Raw genomic sequence first — 18,598 nt, 5'->3', positions numbered from 1 at the left:
CCCTCCTTTCTATACAACTGGATTTCTCGCTAAATTCTCAATAGCTTCTCTAAAAGCATCTGCTGCAGCTTGGCAGGAAGATTGGCTACCACTTAATAAGCCTCCACCGAAATTGGTTTCAGATGGTGGGCCAAAGAAAACCTTTAGCTCTACATCTGCCGCCTTTAATGCAGCGTCTAAACCAACGACAGCCTCAAGCGGTGGTGCTATTAAATAAGCAAGAGCCGTTCCAGCCTTCACATTCGCCAACTCTGCCAGATACGTACCACAGCTTGCTACAGTATGTGCAAAAAGAGCGTGGTTTTCATTGTGAAGAATAGCTTCAAAATACGTATCAAACTGAATTTTCTGCTGAATGGCATCTAAACCACTGCGTATTTCATCAGGCGAGCTACCAGCAATGATGCCAATGACCTCACCGGATAACGGACCAGATGCATGTGCCGCTCCAGCATAAAAGCTTTTTGCATAAACAACTTCAACATCAGCTTTTTTCGTCGCTTCGTCTAATGCTACATAGCCAACATCATCTATTGTGAGAGTTACGAGTCCAATGCTATTGTGATATGGCTTTAAATCTAATTGCTCTGCTAATTCACTATTTACTCTCGGAATGATTTGCATTGCCAAAATTTCTGCCATAATTTTTTGAGGATTCATCGTTTGCCCTCCTAACCTTCTTTTGCCACAAGACCTACTCCACTTGCCTTGTAATGCAATATTTTTTGAACGACTGTTCCTAAATAAGCACCTGCCTCTAATGGCGGGATACCACCTTTATGGATGTTCGAAACGACCATTCGATCAGCTTCTACTGTGCCAATTCTAGGTTGGTAGCATATATAGGCACTCATTGACTCCGCTGATACAAGCCCAGGACGCTCACCGATTAAATAAACGATTACTTCTGCTTGTAAAAGCTCGCCAATTTCATCCATTAGCGCTACACGCCCTTTATCAATATAGAAGGTAGTTCCTATTTCAATATTTAAATTACGAAGACTTTGCTGTAACGCTAAATAAACATCTTGCACATTTTCTTCAATCGCACTAGCGCTTAATCCATTAGAAATAATAATTTGCACATTTGGATTTTTTTGGCATTTCGATTGAATCAATGTCTTAGCTTCATCTGATAAACGACGACCTAAATCCGGTCTTGTAATGTATTCTTCCTTATCTGTCACTTTAGTTGTAACTTGAAAGACATCAAGCTTTTGTAGTAGCTCCTCTGTCACTTCTCCATATACTGCATCCACTGCTGCCGCATGATCGAGGCGGAATTTTAGCCAAGTTTTTGTTTTTGGTCTGGTCCCAGCTCTCCCAACACCTATTCTTGCTGGTGTATGTTTTTTTGCCGCTTGTACACTTTCAGACACTTCATCCTCTTCAAATTTAAAGGCTCGGATAGGCGCCACCGTGTGCGACGATTCATCATAACTTGCACTGTAATATGATTGTTCGTGATTACCTGATTCATTCTGATAAAGCTTAATTAACGGTTCATTTGATTGTTCTGATGTGCTTGGACTTGCTACTTCATCAGCATGATTAGCTGCTGTATCATAGAATTTAATAAGTGTTTCCTTTTGTTCTTCTGTTGCCACAGCTGGTTCTGGTGAAGATTTAACGGACGTATCATTACCCATCTTTTCCATTACGAGCTGTGTAATCATCGATACTAATTGTTCATTCAATAGACTCACCTACCTTTCAAATATCGATAAATCGCCAGCTCTTGCTGATAGACGACCATTTTCATAAATGCCCATTTTCTCTAACCATGCTAGATATGCAGGTGCTGGTTTTTTACCAAACGTTTGAAGTAATGTAGCGACATCATGGAAGCTCATTGACTGATAGTTCAGCATGACATCGTCGCCCATAGGTGCAGCAATAATAAAATTAACGCCAGCTGCTGTTAGTAAAACACTTAAATCTTCAACATCATTTTGGTCTGCTTTAATATGGTTTGTGTAACAAATATCAACGCCCATTGGGATGCCGTGCATTTTGCCCATAAAGTGATCTTCTAGGCCCGCACGTATAACCTGCTTGTTATTGTATAAATACTCAGGTCCAATAAAGCCAACAACCGTGTTTACAATATACGGATTAAAATGTCTAGCAAATCCGTAATTGCGTGATTCGAGCGTTACTTGGTCTATGCCCATATGTGCCTCAGCAGATAACTCGGAACCCTGTCCTGTTTCAAAGTAGAATAAATTCGGACCAGTACCAGTTCCTTGTTTTTTTACAAGTTCCTCTGCTTCTCTGATTAAGTCTGCAGAAATACCGAATGAACGGTTTGCAATTTCAGTCCCCGCAATACTTTGGAAAATCATATCTGCAGGTGCGCCTTGTTTAATTGCCTTCATCTGTGTCGTAATATGTGCCAATACACAATTTTGCGTAGGAATCGACCAATCATTGATAAACTCCTTTGTGGCTTGCAATACTTTTTTCACACTTTCAACTGAGTCATCAACTGGGTTAATTCCAATGACCGCATCACCAATTCCGTAAGACAACCCTTCTTTTAATGAGGCAATAATCCCGTCAATATTGTCTGTCGGATGATTCGGCTGCAATCTCGAAGAAAGTGTGCCCTTTTGTCCGATCGTAATATTACAAGTCGACAGTATTTCTACTTTATTAGCTGCATGAACAAGATCTAAGTTGGACATCAGCTTTGTAACTGCCGCAATAATTTCTGAATTCATGCCCTTGCTTAATCGTTTTAATTCCCGATCGCCTGTTTCATTGGATAAAATATATTCCCTGAGCTGCTCGATACTCCAGTTTTTAATTTCTCCGTAAATTTGCTCATTGATATCCCCTTCAATAATGCGTGATACCTCATCATTTTCTTGAGGAACTAATGGATTTTCTCTGATATCCTTCACTAATAGCTCACTTAAAACGGCCTTTGCCGCAATTCGCTGCTGTACAGATTCCGCCGCAATTCCAGCTAGCTGATCTCCTGATTTTTCTTCATTGGCCTTGGCCATTACATCCTTTAATGAATTAAAATTATATTTTTCTCCACCAAATATCACCGATAGATTCACATTCATCCTCCTTACTTTGAGTGGAAAGCAAGTGTTTTTACGACGACCGGGACAACACCAGATGGTAGTACTTCCCCAATGTCAATGTAATCACCCGTTTCTACTTTGATTTGATCGATGCAAATGATGGGAACTGTTTGATTGATCGCTTGTATGGTTTGCCCAATAATTTTTGCATAATCTGATTGAATGACTATGATAATTGGTATTTCCTTGGAGCTTCTCGTCGCTAAGTGCTTCAAAATAGCCTCACATAATGCACGGACATCCTGAAAGCTTAAATATGGTAACTGACTAAAATAGAGTGCAAACGGAGAGCGATTCTCCTGGATAGAAAATAGCGCATCGGCTCGTTCAACAGCTGTTTTTACCGCATAGTCGAATTCTTTGCTGTTCGTATCCATATGACAATCGAAAACAGGCACATTTTTTAAAGGCAATACTTCTGCATCTACCTGGATCGTTGCACCACTAATTTCAGTTGTTTGTGTACCAGCACCTGTCACCGTTGCCCGCGCGGTTTCCTTTGGCTCAAGCCATAAAAAGGATTGCAGTTGCTCGTGCTGTAAAAGACTTTTCGCTAATTTTTCGCCGATATCATCATATTGTCGTTTTGTACATTCATTTTCATAAATACAGGCAGCTACTCCGCCTGAAAATACGACTGCATCAACTGGTTTATCCCATGTCGGCAAATGGCCTAGCAATAATGGATGTTGTTCATCTATTAATTGTCCATTTAGCGTCATCGCTACTATATTCAACATTTCTTGAATCAGTTGTGTGACACGTACATCCTCTGCCGAATCACCAATTTTTAATGGATTTGGCCATTTCTCCATAAGCTTCATAATCGGTGGTGATATCGATTGGACAATGCCATTGTGAAATTCTATAAGTCTTCCACCAACATGCAATGTACACGTACCAATTACCTCTCCGAACTGCATGACCGCAATATTTGCTGTTCCACCGCCGATATCGATATTTGCAATTACTTTGGCAGTATTTTTAGACTGCTGTAAAGTACCTGCGCCTTTCGCGGCTATGATACCTTCTAAATCGGGGCCAGCAGTAGCCACTAAAAAGTGCCCGGCTGTATCTGCAATCGCATGGACAACCTCACTGGCATTTTCCTTTGTTGCAGATTCGCCTGTAATGATAATGGCACCTGTTGAAATTTCTGATGGTGAAATTTGGGCCAGTTGATATTGCTGAAAAATAAATTGTTCTATCTTTTCCATATCGATCATTTCTTTATTGATAAACGGTGTTTTAATAATAGGACTTTGATGTAAAACCGTTTTTTCAATAATTTCTATCCGTGGCACATGTGTTACACCTGCAACATTTTTTAACAGAAAACTACTCACAACCATTTTTGTTGTACTTGTACCAATATCAATGCCTGCACTATAAATTTTTTCTGTCTTCAACTTACTCCTCCCTCTCGCCACTATGGGCAATACATGAGATAAGGACTATCACGATCCTTCACAAATTGGCGAATTTCTTCGTCAGAATTGAGCTGAATAAGTGGCGCAATAAACTCAATACCAAGCTTTTGCCACGAAGAGGTTTTCACAATAGGACCATGTGTCATGACATTTTGTAATAATGCTGTTGCTCTTTCTACATCTGCAAGGGGTGCATCAATTTTTGTAATGACACCAATTTGAATTTTCGGAATTCCTAAGCTAAATTGCGGAGGAAAAACACTCTTTGGTGACGTGGCATCCTGCAAATAAATCACATGTGTCACTTCAAGCGATGTTGCCATAATGTTTCTGTAATACATCGGATTTTCTATATATTCTCCAGGTGTATCAACAATCCAGTCATCATAAACGAGTGCCTGTGTTTTATTGGCTTGTCCATCTTTCCCCAATAACGCATTCATCAGTGTCGACTTCCCTGCTTGCACACCGCCTATTATCATTACTCGATTTTTCATACGGCACATCCTATGACTTAGTTATTTTTGATGGCGTATAGCCTAGCATCTCTGATAAAAAACGATTAATTTCTAACATCGCCATTTCAACCTCTGACACACTGCCAACAATAACGAGACTGCCAGTAAAGCGATCTAAAAATCCTAGTCTTACATTGGCTGCCTTTGTTGCTAAATCTCCTGCGATAATTACTGTTTCACTCGGTGTACATGTCATGATGCCAAGTGCACCCGCTTCTTGAATGCCTAGCTTTTGAAACATATCAGGGTCAGGATTGGCTATTAGATGGCTCAATGTTAGCTGCTTACCTGGCACAAACTCCTGAATAAACCGTTTCTTCTCTTCACTCACACGTCATCACCTCTTTCGTGTTTTTTAAGACTTTTGATCCGTTAGATATTCACCTTCTTTAATAATGCCTGCCTTGCGATCCTCTTGTTCTAGCTTTAAAGCTGTTGGAACAGATAACTTATAGGCTAAAATAATAGCGATAACACCAGCTAAAAACTTACCAGTAATAACAGGTAAAATAATTGTCGGCTGGAAGTTTGCCGTAAACGATAAATGATCTCCTAGAAGGAATGCTGAACAAACACCAAAGGCAATGTTAATCACCTTATCTTTTGGTGGCATATGTCGAACGAGTGTAAACATGGCCAAAATATTAGCAATTGTCGCTAAAAGACCTGCACTTCCCACTGACGATAAGCCTAATTTTTTACCTACTGCTTCTAGAGGTTTCGATGCATATTTTCTTATTAAATACACCATTGGGAATGCACCCGCTAGCATAATACCGATATATCCAGCCGTTTCTAATGCACGGAATTGATCGGCTTTATCTGCCATGATTGGATCAAAGCCCCATGCACCAAAGACCTTTGTAAAAATACCTGTAAAAATTTCTACAATCGAGAACACTAGCACAAGCTTGATAGCAGCATCCATCACACGTCCAAAAATCATGAAGCCTTTGATCATGCCATTTGGAATTAGCTTTAGACCTAACGCAATTAACACTACGAATATAAATAAAGGCAATAAATTAATTAATATTTGTAAAACTGAAATGGCAAAAACATATGTTGGTTCTGCTGTTGTACTAATCACTTCACGAACATTTGTATCAAACGTCACAATCATGATGGAAGAAATAAATGCTCCAATCGGAATTGTTAAAACACCCGCCATAATACCTAAAGCCATATATTTATGATCACGCTTATCTAACATGGCAAGACCCATTGGAATAGAGAAGACGATTGTTGCACCAGACATAAATCCGACAACTAGAGCCATGACCCATCCTTCATAGGACTCTTTTAACGCATTTGCTAATTGATATCCTCCCATGTCTGAAGCTAAAATTGTCGTTGCTGCAATTGCAGGATCAGCACCAATCAACTCAAAAATTGGACTAATAAAATGACTTATAAACCACGTTAAGTAAGGTATAGCTGCCATGATCCCTGCAGCAGGTACAAAAATGTGTCCAACCGTATGAATACCATTCATAAACTCTTTACCGATACCATATTCAGCATCCCGAATTGCTCCGAATGCCCCTAAAACTGCACAAATCATAATAATATAAACGATAACCGTTCCTATCATTGCCATCCTTCTCACCACCCCTTTATTTTTATCTATCTTTTTTATCTATATGAAAAAAGACGCATTAAAGAGGAAACCTCTTTAAAGCGTCTTTGCTTCAACTATTTACTTGTAAAGTATTGATAATGCGCCTTGCAATAAGCACCATTTCCTGTTGCGTCTGCATACTTTCACTGCGAATTTTTTTATAAGCTTCGTCCTCACTAAGATTTTCTGACTGCATCAGCAAACCTTTTGCTCGTTCGATTATTTTTCGCTTTTCTAATTCTGTTTGTTTATGCAGCAAATCCCCGTTAAGACGGTTGAACTTATCAATTTGATGAAAAGCCACTTCCAACGCTGGAAGGACATTTTTCTCAGAAAACGGTTTCATAACATAGCCTAAAATATTGTCCTGCTTCATGTATAGTAACAATTCTTTTTCACTATAAGCTGATATAAATAGCACTGGTATACCGACCTGTTGTTCGATAATTTTGCTCGCCTTTAAACCATCTAGCTTCGGCATTTTAATGTCCATTAAGATTAACTCTGGCTTATGTGTAAAAGCCAATTCAATTGCTGATTCTCCATTATTCGCTTGTGCTACCACTTCGTAGCCATTATCTTCTAGCATTAACTTCAAATCCATCGCAATTAGTGACTCATCCTCGACAATCATAACTTTCCTAGACATTTAGGATAAATACCTCCTCACTTACAGGAAACTGAATTTGAGTATGTGTACCTTGTTCACTAGGGATAATTGTAAATGTGCCAGCTAAATCATATTCAACAAGCCTTGTAATAATCTCCATTCCAAATGATGCCTTCACCTCTTGCATTCCAACGCCGTTGTCAGAAATATGAAGTGAAATAGTGGAAGCATCCTGCTGAAATTGTATATCGATTATTCCCTCCTCACGATCAGTAAAAGCATATTTCAGTGCATTTTGCAGTAGCTCACAAATGATTAACGCGAGCGAAACAGCTTTTTTAGCATGACAAAACAGCTGTACATTATCGTGATGAAAGATTAATTGAATAGATGTTGTGTTGGATGTCCCAACCATCTTATGTCCAATCTTTTTAGACAACGCGATAACGTCTACTTTCTCTTCAGCGTTATCCTCATTTTCTAAAATAAGTTCATAGACAGATGAAATACTATATATTCGATTTAATGCTTCTTGAAAAGCACTTGCATTCGAAGCTGACAAATCATTTCGCATTTGCAAACGTAATAAGCTTGTAACTGTCTGTAAATTATTCTTCACACGGTGGTGAATTTCTCGAATGGCAAATGTTTTCATCATTAGTTCATTTTCTTTTAGCTTAAGCTCTGTAAGATCATGAATAATGAGAAGTGTCACTTTATCGCTTTGATCACGAATAGGAATCTTTTTCACAATAAAGGATTTACGATCTATTGTAATTTCTATGAAAAAGACATCATCGCCTTTATCATAGACCTCCTGTAAAAAAGGTAAAATCTTATTCAATGCAACGTTGTCAAAACGTTCTAGCCCTGATAGCTCCGATATAAATCGGTAACCTGCAGGATTGCTATAGATGACTTTATTTTCATGATTTGTGAGAATTATTGATTCTACTAACAAGTCAGAAACAACTGGAATCGGTTGAGAATTGGGCTCTACGATATGCTCAATTAACGCAAATGGCATATTCCGAAAATCATCTTTAGGTGTTGTTTGCATCTCTACCTTTTTTTCCTGGATTAACACTGCAATAACCTGTTGTTGGTCATTAAATAGAGGGACAACGTTTTGTTCAACTGTTAAACCTTCCTGTGTAATCGCTCTAGTAATTGACGATTTTTCTTTATGTTTAAAAGCAGCAAATACTGCTGGTTCAAAGCTTTCAAATACAAATTTGCCAATTACGGATTTTTCATATAACCCTCTTTCTTCTTTTGGGAATGCCTCTGCCACAACAATTGCATGCGGTAAGTTTTCCATCATACAATCTATGAACATATAACAATCTGTCAACTCAGCATAATATGTTAGTGTAGATTCTATTTCTATTAACTTTTCTATATCTGTTGTAGATAAGTTCGTATATTTTCTACACAATGATTGAATGTTCGACAGGTTCAAACCCCCTATCACCGAATAATCAGAATTGAATTATTCTTAAAATTTCTTGTCATCATTATAAACCTTTTGTAAAATCATTTTCAATATAAAAAATAATTTATTTTAATAATTTCCGTTGCATTACAGAGAACTATATAGCTTAAAAGAGAAATATACAACACTTTTTTCAGACCATTCTACATTTTACAACAAAATTATTATTTTAATATATAAAAAAACGAGGTTGCAATGGGTGCAACCTCGCTTCTTTCTATTTTATTTCTGGTGTTACAGCTAATATATTTTCAAATGTTTCTTGTCGCTTTGCTTCTTCTTCATTCAATAAAATATGAATATCTCCATGGTCGTTAGAAGTACGAATTAAACGCCCCATTCCTTGCTGTAAACGAAGCTGCATGAATGGCAATTCAACTTCTTCATATGGATTTTCAGCAAATGTACGTTTCGCATCAAATAATGGATCGTGCGGAGGGAAAGGCAAATCATAAATAATAACCCGCGTTAATGCCTCCTCTGGCAAATCTAGACCTTCCCATAAATGATAGGAGCATAATGTTTTGATAGCGCCTTCTTGGAAATCACGTACGATTCCCGATAGTTCACGGTCTCCCTCAAATGCTACATACATCCGTTCCATAAGAGGTAACTCCGCTTTAAAATCTAACATTGCTTGTTTTGATTTAAATAAAATTAACGTTTTTTCACCATCACGTAATAGCTGTTGAACACGCGCCGTTTTGCCTTTTTGAGAAAGCTCATGTAAATAAATTCGCATAACTTCTTCATAGTCAAATGGAGAAGGCACAGAAAACGATTGATAATTACGAATTCCTAAACTATAGGCAATGTATGAAAAATCTTTATTGACTGATAAAGTTGCTGAAGAAAATACTATCGGAAGTTTTTTAGAGAATAATTTTTCTGCTAAAACTTCTGTAATAAGACGCGGCATAATGACGAGCGTTTCTTCACCATCAGTTTCCTCTAACCAATCGACTGCATCTCCTTGCGCTATGAAAATACGTAAAGATGCTTCGTATTGTTCCAAATATTCCTCTGCCATATTCAATTCATACTCTGGAATCATATACATTTCAGATTCAAAAACTAATTCCTCAAGTAATGTTTCCACATCATCAATCAGTTGTTTACCGTATTTCAAGAGATTTGGCGATTTATTAATACGTTTACGTTCTTCTTCAGAAGCTACTAGATCATCTCGCAGCTGGTCAAAGAATAGCTCATGGTCATCTTGTAATTTTTCCATTGCATATAATGTACGTTCTCTCACACCATCTACCATTAAACGCTCTAACAATTGAACAATTGTTGTCGCCTGTACTTTATACGTCATTGCTTTTTGCGCAGCATATTCTAATAAATGACCTTCATCTAACACAATCATTGATACCTCAGGCAATAAAGCTAATTGCCCTTCACGTTCACGAGACTCTTTTGTAGCTAAATGCTCCATCAAAAAATCTTGTGAACAAATGATTAAGTCAGTTGATTTACGATAATGTGCACGATGTAACGTTTGCCCACATCGATTACGCAGATCACATACTGAACACTGCATAATGGAGTTGTAGTTTACTTTTTGCCAATCTTCATCACTGACAGTTGGATAATCACTACGTTCTCCATACGGTTGTATAGCAATCATCGAGCCCTGTGCATATACTCCATCAGGTATAGAAAACGCAATATCATCGATCCATTCATCTGTTTCAACTTTTTCAGCTTCCTCAAAGCGCTTTAAACATAAATATTGGTCTCTTGATTTTGCTAAGCGGACATCAATTTCTAGACCTAATGTTTTCTGTAATTTATAAATATCTCCGCCCTCTTTTACTAGCTGATCGATTAAAGTTTCATCTGCACATGCAATAAGGGCTGGTTTACCAGTATAACGTGCATAGGATACAGCTGGTAGTAAATAGGCAATTGTTTTCCCAGTCCCTACCCCCGCCTCTGCAAAAAGCACATTTTTCTCTTTTAGGGCCTGCTCGATTTGATAGGCCATAAAAATTTGCTCATCACGACATTCAAAGCCCTTTTCAGGTAATTCATCGTAAAGGACGTCCCCCATCCAGTCACCTAATGACTCAAAAAATGAACGGTCCTTCGTTAATACAAATGGTAAAGATTTACGCAATTGACGTTCCCCCTCTAACTATCTGCTCCTATTATACGCGACGAAACGGAAGATAAGAAAAAATCTTATCTTCCGTTATCCTTCGTTAATCTCTTTTAGACTTTTGTCCCCAGAATTGATAATAATTCGTTTCAATAAAGCCATTAAATAATTTACGCTTCTTCGTCGATTGTCGACCGTACAGTTCTTCAAAGTTTTTCATTGAGGATAGCATATACACAGACCAAGTCGGATAGTTTTTCATGACTTTCCCTAAATCACGGATTACCTGCTCCACGACCTCAATGTCACCAATACGCTCCCCGTATGGTGGATTACCAATCATAACACCATCTGTTAGCTGTGTTGTAAAATCACGTGCTTGCATTTGCTTGAACGTAATCATATCACCAAAGCCCGCTTCTATTGCATTTTCTTGTGCAATACTCACCATGCGATGATCGATATCAGAACCAAAAATTTCCAATGGTTGATCATAGTTCGCTAAACTATCCGCTTCATCTCGCACGGCATCCCAAATTTTTGCCTTCATCCATGGCCAATTCTCTGAAATAAATTCACGATTATAGCCCGGTGCAATATTTTGTCCAAGCATCGCTGCTTCTAATGCAATTGTGCCAGAACCACAAAATGGATCAACGAACGGTCGATTCGGATTCCACTTTGAAATTTGTACGAGTGCCGCTGCTAATGTTTCTTTTAAAGGTGCTTCGCCCTGTGCTTGGCGATAACCACGCTTATGCAAGCCCGCACCTGATGTATCAATAGTAAGTGTAGCCACATCTTTTAAAATTGAAACTTCAATTTTATAGGTTGCACCGGATTCATCTAAAAATCCTAAACGCTTATAATGCTGTTTCATGCGCTCTACAATTGCTTTTTTAGTAATTGCCTGACAATCTGGCACACTAAACAGCTTGGATTTAACAGACTTCCCTGATACCGGGAAAGCTGCATCAACTGGTAAGTATTTTTCCCAAGGTAGAGCTTTTACACTTTCAAACAACTGTTCAAAAGATTTAGCTGGGAACTGTCCTACAACAATTTTCACTCGGTCTGCTACACGTAGCCATAGGTTTGTTCGTGCAATGGCCGTTTCGTCACCTTCAAAATATACTTTGCCGTTATCGACTGTTGTTTCATAGCCGAGTGCCTTTACCTCTTGTGCCACAATTGACTCTAATCCCATTGCAGCAGTTGCTACTAATTTATAGTTTGCCATATATTATTTCCTTCCTTGATGCTCAATTTCCCAATACTCCATAAACTCAATAAGTTCGTGAAGTGGCAACGGTTTGCTGTAATAATAGCCTTGAATTATATCACAGTTCATTTTACGTAGTATATCCACTTGTTGTGCTTGTTCTACACCTTCAGCAACAACTTTCATTTTTAGGCGATGCGACATTTGAATTATCGCATCCACTACTGCCTGTTTTTCGTCGAGTGAGCCAATATGCTGAATAAAGCTTCGATCGATTTTTAAATAATCAAGGGGGAAGCGAACTAAATAACTAAGAGACGAATAGCCTGTCCCAAAATCGTCAATAGAAATTTTAAAGCCCATTTTCTTAAGTTGCATAAGTTTGCTAACCGTTTCATTTGCACTGTTCATCACAGTACGTTCTGTCACTTCAATTTCAAAATTGTTAGCAGGCGTGTTATAACTCTCTAATATCGCTTGAACAGTGCTTAAAAAGTTTTGTTGCTTAAAATGAATGCTTGAAATATTGATGGCAACTGGAGTCATGTAACCACATTGACGCATCTCAATAACTGCCTCACAAGCTTTTTCCAAAATCACTTCGCTTAAAGGAATGATTAATCCTGTTTCCTCAGCATAAGGAATAAATTCTGCTGGAGAAACAAATCCTAGACTTTCACTATTCCAACGAACAAGTGCCTCTACGCCTTGAATCTCTTCATTTTCCACAGAGATTTTAGGTTGGAAATGAAGCTCAAATTCACGATTTTCTATTGCTCTCCGTAGTTCTGTATCTAATAATAAAACACGCTGAGAGTCCGTCTTCAATTCATCAAAATAAAACGCATAGCCATTAAGGTCGTTCTTTTTGGAATAGGTCATTGCCTTGTCAGCACTATGAATCAATTGCTCCGTTGATTCGCCATCTGCTGGATACATGCTGACACCGACACTAGTAGAAATAAAAATGTCCTGACCATTAATATCCATAGGCTGTTCAATAGTCCCAATAATTTGTTCAGCAAAGTTTGCGGCTTCTTTGGCACTTTTCACGTTTGTTAACGTAATAATAAACTCATCGCCGCCAATCCTTGCAATGATATCTTTATTTTTTAACAATGCTTTTAGGCGCTTTGCCACTTCTACTAGAATGGTATCTCCGATTGTATGTCCTAAAGTATCATTAATTTGCTTAAATCTATCTAAATCTAAAAAATAGACTGCATGCTGTACTGAATGAGAAATAGTAGAAGTCGATTCTAACAGATTATCCATTCTTTCAATATATGCAAATCGATTTGATACATCCGTTAATGAGTCAGTTAATAAACTCTTTTCTAGTTCATTTTCTACTATTTTTCTTTCAGACAAATCTGTGAAAATACCACAGTAATTTGTAATCTCTCCCTCATCATTAGCTACACCGACAATGGTTAACCATTCAGGATATACGTCTCCGGTTTTACGACGATTCCATATTTCCCCTTGCCAAATGCCTTCTTGTCGTATCTTTTGCCACATATCTAAATAAAATTGCAATTCATGTACACCTGACTGTAGAACCGCTGGCGATTTGCCCATCACTTCATCACGCTTAAAACCAGTTACGAATTCAAATGCAGGATTGACCATTTCTATTTTTTTATTTTTATCTGTAATCATGATGCCTTCAGATACATTTTCGAAAATTTTCGTCATTAAGGCAATAGGATACTTGGAAATAGAATCTAACTTATCGAGACCATTCCAATCGTTCAATCCGTTCATGTTTCCGCTCCATCCTATCTCTCATTACTACCCTCATTTTTTAGAAAAGCGCATTTGCGCAAGTCTACTCATATGTAGACAAATATGTACATCGTTGCGATATCTGTTTTTTAGATGTTTATGTTTAAAATCGTAGTGACAGAGGCATGACCAACAGTTATACTGCCTTATTCTCAAACGTATATCGCGCATGTCTAGACATGATCAATAAGTAACACTTTTTCTTATTGAATTCAAAAGAAAAGCTCTCCACCAAATTGGAGAGCGCTTGTTATTTCGTAGATAAGCATCAAAAAATTCCATAAGCCATGTTTTGTTCCCGAGTACTCAAACAGCTAACGCCTCGTACGACCGGGTAGTAATCATCTATCTACAGAGCGAACTCTGTCCCTCTATCCGTTCAATTCCTTCAAGAGAGTGCCCCTACCATAATTTGGGTTTCTCACTCGTGGGGTTTACCTCGTTCCACCTTGCATGTTTCCAAGCAAGCTACGTCACTGTGGCACTTTCAGGAAGTTTCAACCATATCAATAAGACTTAGGTTTTCCTTCCGCCGTCAGCCTTTACAGCTGCCTTACCTTATTTTTTCAGTAAGCACGAACACTACGGTCATCTCAGAACCGTGTGAGCATGGACTTTCCTCTACGACGTCTAGCGCCGCAGCGATTACCAGAATTTTATGATGACACAAAAGATTATACTAGAGTTTTATGATAAATACAATATATTTGATAAAAATTATTCGTATAACTTACTACCAAATACGTGTTTTTCTAAATTTGAAAGACGTTTTAAAATATCAAAGTTTGTCGTACCAGATGTTGCAGCTGCGACAGGTTGTCTCTTCGGTGTATTATCAACTTCTTCTTTTAGCTGTTTATTTTCTTCACGTAGTTGGGCCACTGCTTTTTCAAACGTTTCATAGTCTTGAATAATTTCATCAAGAAATGAATCGACTTCTTCTACATTGTAGCCTTTAAAGTTTTTCTTAAATTCCTTTTCAAGGATCATTTTTGACGTTAATTTTATGTCCATTTACATCGCCCTTCCTCACACTACATACACGATTTTATTATAGCACACTTCATCACATTATATCGTCTGAAACTATCAAATGTAAGGCTAAACTTGTCGTTTCTTGCACTTACCCGGGAAATTATTTCTTATTTCCTAATCTGTGCAACCTCTTTTCCCAAGAAATTTCCCATTTCTGCTTTTGTTCTACTCTCCATTGCTCATTCTTTTTTATTAATTGTATGCCTTCTTGCGTATAAAAAAGGGCCTGTTCATAATCTTTTATTTGATGCTCATATATCATGGCTAGCTGTTCTAATACATGTAATCTTTTTCGTGGCTCAACAAAATGTAGAGAAGCAACAAAAGCATCGATTGCTTCACTAAACTTTTTATTTTTTTTATGTTGTATTGCTAAATAATACTGAGCATTACCTGCTTCAAGTTCATTAAATTGGGTCGTAACCTTTTCTAAAACCTTTACGCTCTGTGAACTTTCCTTTAAATCAGCATACCATTTTCCGATATTCGTGAACGTTTTTGCAGATTCTTCACTTGTCTCTTCAAACAGCAAGTTCGTCGAATGGATATAAAGCGTTATTAATGAAAGTAAATCCCATTCATTATGAAGAAGAACTTTCATAAGTGCATCTGGAACACCACTTTTGATGGCATCTAAATAAATAATAGGTGCTAGATAGCCAGGAATATCTCCAATGCGGGAAAAGCCAAGCTTCTCTTCTTCCACAGATTTTAATTTCATTCGTTCCATATCATTTTTCCATAAACGCTTGGAACTATGCAACAAATCGATTTGCCGCTGTGTACGTAATTTAGGCAATTCTTTTTGGTGGAGCGTCCAACGTGTTTCAAGTTGCGGCCAATCAAAGCTTTTTCCATTGTAGGTAATAACCGTCGCTGTTTTTTGCCAAAGCTTTGATTCAAAAAGTAACGCTGCCTCATGATCAGGGTCAGCAAGAATATACTGCGTTAAAATAAAGCTTTCTTCTTCCTCAGACACTTCTAAAAAACCGAGAAGAAAAATTTGTGTACCTACACCTTTTAAACCAGTAGTTTCCGTATCAAAAAACAATACCTTTTCATTCATCTCTAGTGCATATGGATGTTCAAACTGAGCCTCTCGCCATTTTACTAATGCATCAAAAAATGACTGCAGCTTATAATGACCATGCTGATAATTAAACGGAAAACGCACCTGTCGTTTAAAAACTATACCAAATTCATTTTCTACAACTGTCAGTCCCGCCTTTTTCCACTGCTCAGTATAGCTTGGAGCAGCAGGTCTTTGATAAGTAGGTTTACTTTCTTTTTTTATAGTGGTTGTCGTTTTTTTACCGAGCATTTTTTTCATTTGTAGTATTTTATTTTCGTAAGACATTTACCTTCACTCATTTTCTGCCTGTAAAGTTGCTAATACTTGTAGTACCCTTTTCTTCGCCTGCTGTAAACTATCTTGAGCTCCTATACATGATGGACAGCCTGATTCGCAAGCACAGCCTGCTACATGCTGTTCTGTCCTCGCTAATAGCTCTTCCCATAATTCATAAACTTTTTCGCTTAAACCAATACCACCTGGATACTTATCATAAACAAAGAACGTAGGTTGCTCATTATGAGTTGCCTTTACCTGTGGTACCACTGCTACATCACTACTATCACATTGTATAAACAAAGGTATGAACGCATTCATCGCATAGGCAGTTCCAGTCATGGCGTCCGTAAGCTCTGCCTCCGACCATTTTTCCGGTGCAGAGAATGATAGCCACGATGAACTTGTATGCATTTCATCCGGTGGTAGATAAATAGGGCCAGAACCGATATTATCGTGCGATCCGAAGCGCATTTTATTTAACTTAGGTGAATCACTATTAAAATATAGTTAAGTCTCCAATGATGAAGATAGCTGGATTTACAGCTATGGGCAACAAATTTGTACTCATGTATATAGTATATACGTATTAGGCGTATTAGGCATATATTATATATGGTATATACACCTATATTATATAAATACACTCAATAGATATTATTTGTTTACTTTGTTTACTTATATAAGTGAATACTTTGACCTCAAGGGTTTAGTGCACACAGAAACGGCAACAAAGTTTGTTTACCCTTGTTGTCTTTGTTTACCTACTTTAGCACTTTAAAGCACTAACATTTGTTGCCTTTTTGGACTTTGTTGCCCCTAATTTCAAAAGTTTGTTTACCCTAAAAGTGGTATAGTTTAAGCATGAAAATACAGACAGGAAAGGTGACTATTCAATGTATGCGACTGAGCAAATAAAAGAATACTAAAAACCTGAAGGTTGGATGGTTCTAAACAATTTCAAAAGGAAATTAAAATGATTGGCGAGATTGTTGAACAAGATGAAATCATTGAAAATGCAGCTATTCTCGTAAGAGGTCTTGGTGGACTCAAACAATATCTTGGGGTATTGACTTCAAGTAGATTCCTGACTACAGATAAACAGAAAAAAGTTGTTACCTATAGCTATTCAGATATGCTAAAACCCATTGTTAATAATAAAATTAATTCTACTGAAATAAAGTTTCAACACGGTTCTGAAGAAATTCAGATAAATATCCTAACTAGTAATAATAGCAAATTATTTTCGTAAATTATTTTTACAAAACTTACAGGAAAAATTAAATATACTACCTGCCCCACAAGTTGAAACTGAGGAAAGAAAAGTTGTTCGTGTCATGAAGCCTGTTAAAATGAACATTGAAATTCTTAATGGCAAAGAACAATTAATAGATCAAGGTAGTGTTTTTAAACTGACACAAACAAAACCCGGTACTATCGAAATTTCAGTAAATTATAAAGCACCCGAAACATTTAAATTAATCAAATGGGAACGTGTTGAAAACATCCAGAAGAGCGCGCTTAACATTGCTGGATGGTCATTAATTGGAAGTACATTAGGTAATGTAGGAGCAATTGCTAGGGCAATGGGTGCTAATATTGGGAAGGATAAATCTGTAGCAACTCTTTTCCTTAAAAGAGTGAACGGAGATAAGGTACCTTTAGTTATTAAATGTGACAAGAAGGATCTCGAGAAGCTTTCACTTTTAATTGTTGCTGAAGAAGAGGAAACTACAGAAGAAGCTGTCACATTCTCCACAACAACAACAACAACAGCAATCCCAACTGATGATCTAATTAAGTTAAAAGAGCTAATGGACGCTGGTATTTTAACTCAAGAAGAATTTGATGATAAGAAAAAACAACTATTAGGAATATAAAGTAAAACCACTCAACTAAAGAGTGGTTTTCTTCATTAAAAATTAAAGTTTTACGATGTTTGCAGCTTGTGGTCCACGTTGGCCTTCTTCTACTGAGAATTCAACTTTTTGACCTTCTTCAAGTGATTTGAATCCATCACCTTGGATAGCTGAGAAGTGAGCAAATACATCTTTACCGCCTTCCATTTCGATGAAACCAAAACCTTTGTCTGCGTTAAACCATTTCACTGTTCCTTGTGCCATTTAAATGACCTCCATTAATTGTATTAAATAAAATCATACTACTTCAAAAGAAAAAAATTCACATATTACAAAAAGTATCTAACAAAACACGATTACTCTTTGTAATATGTGAATTCATTGTTCCCTTGCAAACGATTCTATTACATCAACTATATGTTAAAAAAACCTATTTGTCTAGTGTAAAAGCAAACTTATTAACTATT

At 37.4% G+C, this 18,598-nt stretch carries 17 protein-coding genes, 1 other RNA gene and 1 pseudogene; 2 read left to right on the top strand and 17 right to left on the bottom strand.

From position 1 onward, the window contains the following. Positions 1 to 9: 9 nt before the first annotated feature. The 16 genes and pseudogenes from eutL to QUF91_RS09175 all read right to left on the bottom strand — a co-directional run. A complete protein-coding gene (eutL, locus tag QUF91_RS09250) occupies positions 10 to 660 on the bottom strand; it encodes an ethanolamine utilization microcompartment protein EutL (RefSeq protein WP_285396747.1) in 651 nt (216 codons plus the stop codon). Positions 661 to 671: 11 nt separating this feature from the next. Beyond that, entirely contained in the window at positions 672 to 1,697 is a 1,026-nt protein-coding gene (gene eutC / locus QUF91_RS09245) for an ethanolamine ammonia-lyase subunit EutC (protein ID WP_285396748.1), read from the bottom strand. A gap of 9 nt (positions 1,698 to 1,706) precedes the next feature. Next, positions 1,707 to 3,077 (bottom strand): ethanolamine ammonia-lyase subunit EutB, encoded by a 1,371-nt coding sequence (locus tag QUF91_RS09240; protein ID WP_285396749.1) that lies wholly within the window; start codon positions 3,075 to 3,077, stop codon positions 1,707 to 1,709. Positions 3,078 to 3,082: 5 nt separating this feature from the next. Beyond that, positions 3,083 to 4,507 carry an ethanolamine ammonia-lyase reactivating factor EutA gene (locus QUF91_RS09235; protein WP_285396750.1) on the bottom strand — a complete coding sequence of 475 codons (1,425 nt, stop codon included), beginning with the start codon at positions 4,505 to 4,507 and terminating at the stop codon, positions 3,083 to 3,085. A 20-nt stretch (positions 4,508 to 4,527) separates the two neighbouring features. Beyond that, on the bottom strand, positions 4,528 to 5,025 hold the full coding sequence (locus QUF91_RS09230) for a EutP/PduV family microcompartment system protein (RefSeq protein ID WP_285396751.1): 498 nt from the start codon (positions 5,023 to 5,025) through the stop codon (positions 4,528 to 4,530). Between the two features lie 10 nt (positions 5,026 to 5,035). After that, on the bottom strand, positions 5,036 to 5,377 hold the full coding sequence (eutS, locus tag QUF91_RS09225) for an ethanolamine utilization microcompartment protein EutS (RefSeq protein ID WP_053593758.1): 342 nt from the start codon (positions 5,375 to 5,377) through the stop codon (positions 5,036 to 5,038). Between the two features lie 24 nt (positions 5,378 to 5,401). Next, positions 5,402 to 6,646, bottom strand: a complete 1,245-nt coding sequence (gene eutH, locus QUF91_RS09220; protein ID WP_285396752.1) for an ethanolamine utilization protein EutH — start codon at positions 6,644 to 6,646, stop codon at positions 5,402 to 5,404. Between the two features lie 91 nt (positions 6,647 to 6,737). After that, complete coding sequence (locus QUF91_RS09215) at positions 6,738 to 7,316, bottom strand: ANTAR domain-containing response regulator (protein WP_285396753.1); 579 nt, start codon at positions 7,314 to 7,316, stop codon at positions 6,738 to 6,740. Beyond that, entirely contained in the window at positions 7,309 to 8,739 is a 1,431-nt protein-coding gene (locus QUF91_RS09210) for a histidine kinase N-terminal domain-containing protein (protein ID WP_285396754.1), read from the bottom strand. The genes QUF91_RS09215 and QUF91_RS09210 overlap by 8 nt, the downstream gene beginning before the upstream one ends. Positions 8,740 to 8,989: 250 nt before the next feature. Next, positions 8,990 to 10,897: an ATP-dependent DNA helicase gene (locus QUF91_RS09205; RefSeq protein WP_285396755.1), complete on the bottom strand. Its 1,908-nt coding sequence runs from the start codon at positions 10,895 to 10,897 to the stop codon at positions 8,990 to 8,992. A gap of 85 nt (positions 10,898 to 10,982) precedes the next feature. Beyond that, positions 10,983 to 12,119, bottom strand: coding sequence for a THUMP domain-containing class I SAM-dependent RNA methyltransferase (locus QUF91_RS09200; RefSeq protein WP_285396756.1), 1,137 nt, complete (start codon positions 12,117 to 12,119; stop codon positions 10,983 to 10,985). A gap of 3 nt (positions 12,120 to 12,122) precedes the next feature. Next, complete coding sequence (locus QUF91_RS09195; protein ID WP_285396757.1) at positions 12,123 to 13,868, bottom strand: putative bifunctional diguanylate cyclase/phosphodiesterase; 1,746 nt, start codon at positions 13,866 to 13,868, stop codon at positions 12,123 to 12,125. A 297-nt stretch (positions 13,869 to 14,165) separates the two neighbouring features. Next, an RNA gene (gene rnpB / locus QUF91_RS09190) (RNase P RNA component class B) lies at positions 14,166 to 14,546 on the bottom strand. Between the two features lie 60 nt (positions 14,547 to 14,606). Further along, positions 14,607 to 14,903: a cell division regulator GpsB gene (gpsB, locus tag QUF91_RS09185; protein ID WP_285396758.1), complete on the bottom strand. Its 297-nt coding sequence runs from the start codon at positions 14,901 to 14,903 to the stop codon at positions 14,607 to 14,609. Positions 14,904 to 15,024: 121 nt separating this feature from the next. Then, positions 15,025 to 16,281 (bottom strand): ribonuclease H-like domain-containing protein, encoded by a 1,257-nt coding sequence (locus tag QUF91_RS09180; protein ID WP_285396759.1) that lies wholly within the window; start codon positions 16,279 to 16,281, stop codon positions 15,025 to 15,027. Between the two features lie 6 nt (positions 16,282 to 16,287). Next, a pseudogene (locus QUF91_RS09175) lies at positions 16,288 to 16,749 on the bottom strand (Zn-binding domain-containing protein); the annotation flags it as partial. A 499-nt stretch (positions 16,750 to 17,248) separates the two neighbouring features. Between QUF91_RS09175 and QUF91_RS09170 the strand changes: the two are divergent. After that, a complete protein-coding gene (locus tag QUF91_RS09170) occupies positions 17,249 to 17,524 on the top strand; it encodes a hypothetical protein (RefSeq protein ID WP_289417583.1) in 276 nt (91 codons plus the stop codon). A gap of 100 nt (positions 17,525 to 17,624) precedes the next feature. Further along, positions 17,625 to 18,152: an SHOCT domain-containing protein gene (locus QUF91_RS09165; RefSeq protein ID WP_289417582.1), complete on the top strand. Its 528-nt coding sequence runs from the start codon at positions 17,625 to 17,627 to the stop codon at positions 18,150 to 18,152. A 42-nt stretch (positions 18,153 to 18,194) separates the two neighbouring features. On the opposite strand, the gene QUF91_RS09160 is transcribed toward QUF91_RS09165, so the two are convergent. After that, on the bottom strand, positions 18,195 to 18,395 hold the full coding sequence (locus QUF91_RS09160; protein ID WP_285396762.1) for a cold-shock protein: 201 nt from the start codon (positions 18,393 to 18,395) through the stop codon (positions 18,195 to 18,197). Between the last annotated feature and the right edge of the window lie 203 nt (positions 18,396 to 18,598).

The organism is Lysinibacillus sp. G4S2, assembly GCF_030348505.1.
Lineage (GTDB): Bacteria > Bacillota > Bacilli > Bacillales_A > Planococcaceae > Lysinibacillus.
Note: the sequence above shows the minus strand (reverse complement) of the source record. Positions and strands in the feature narration are given on the sequence as shown.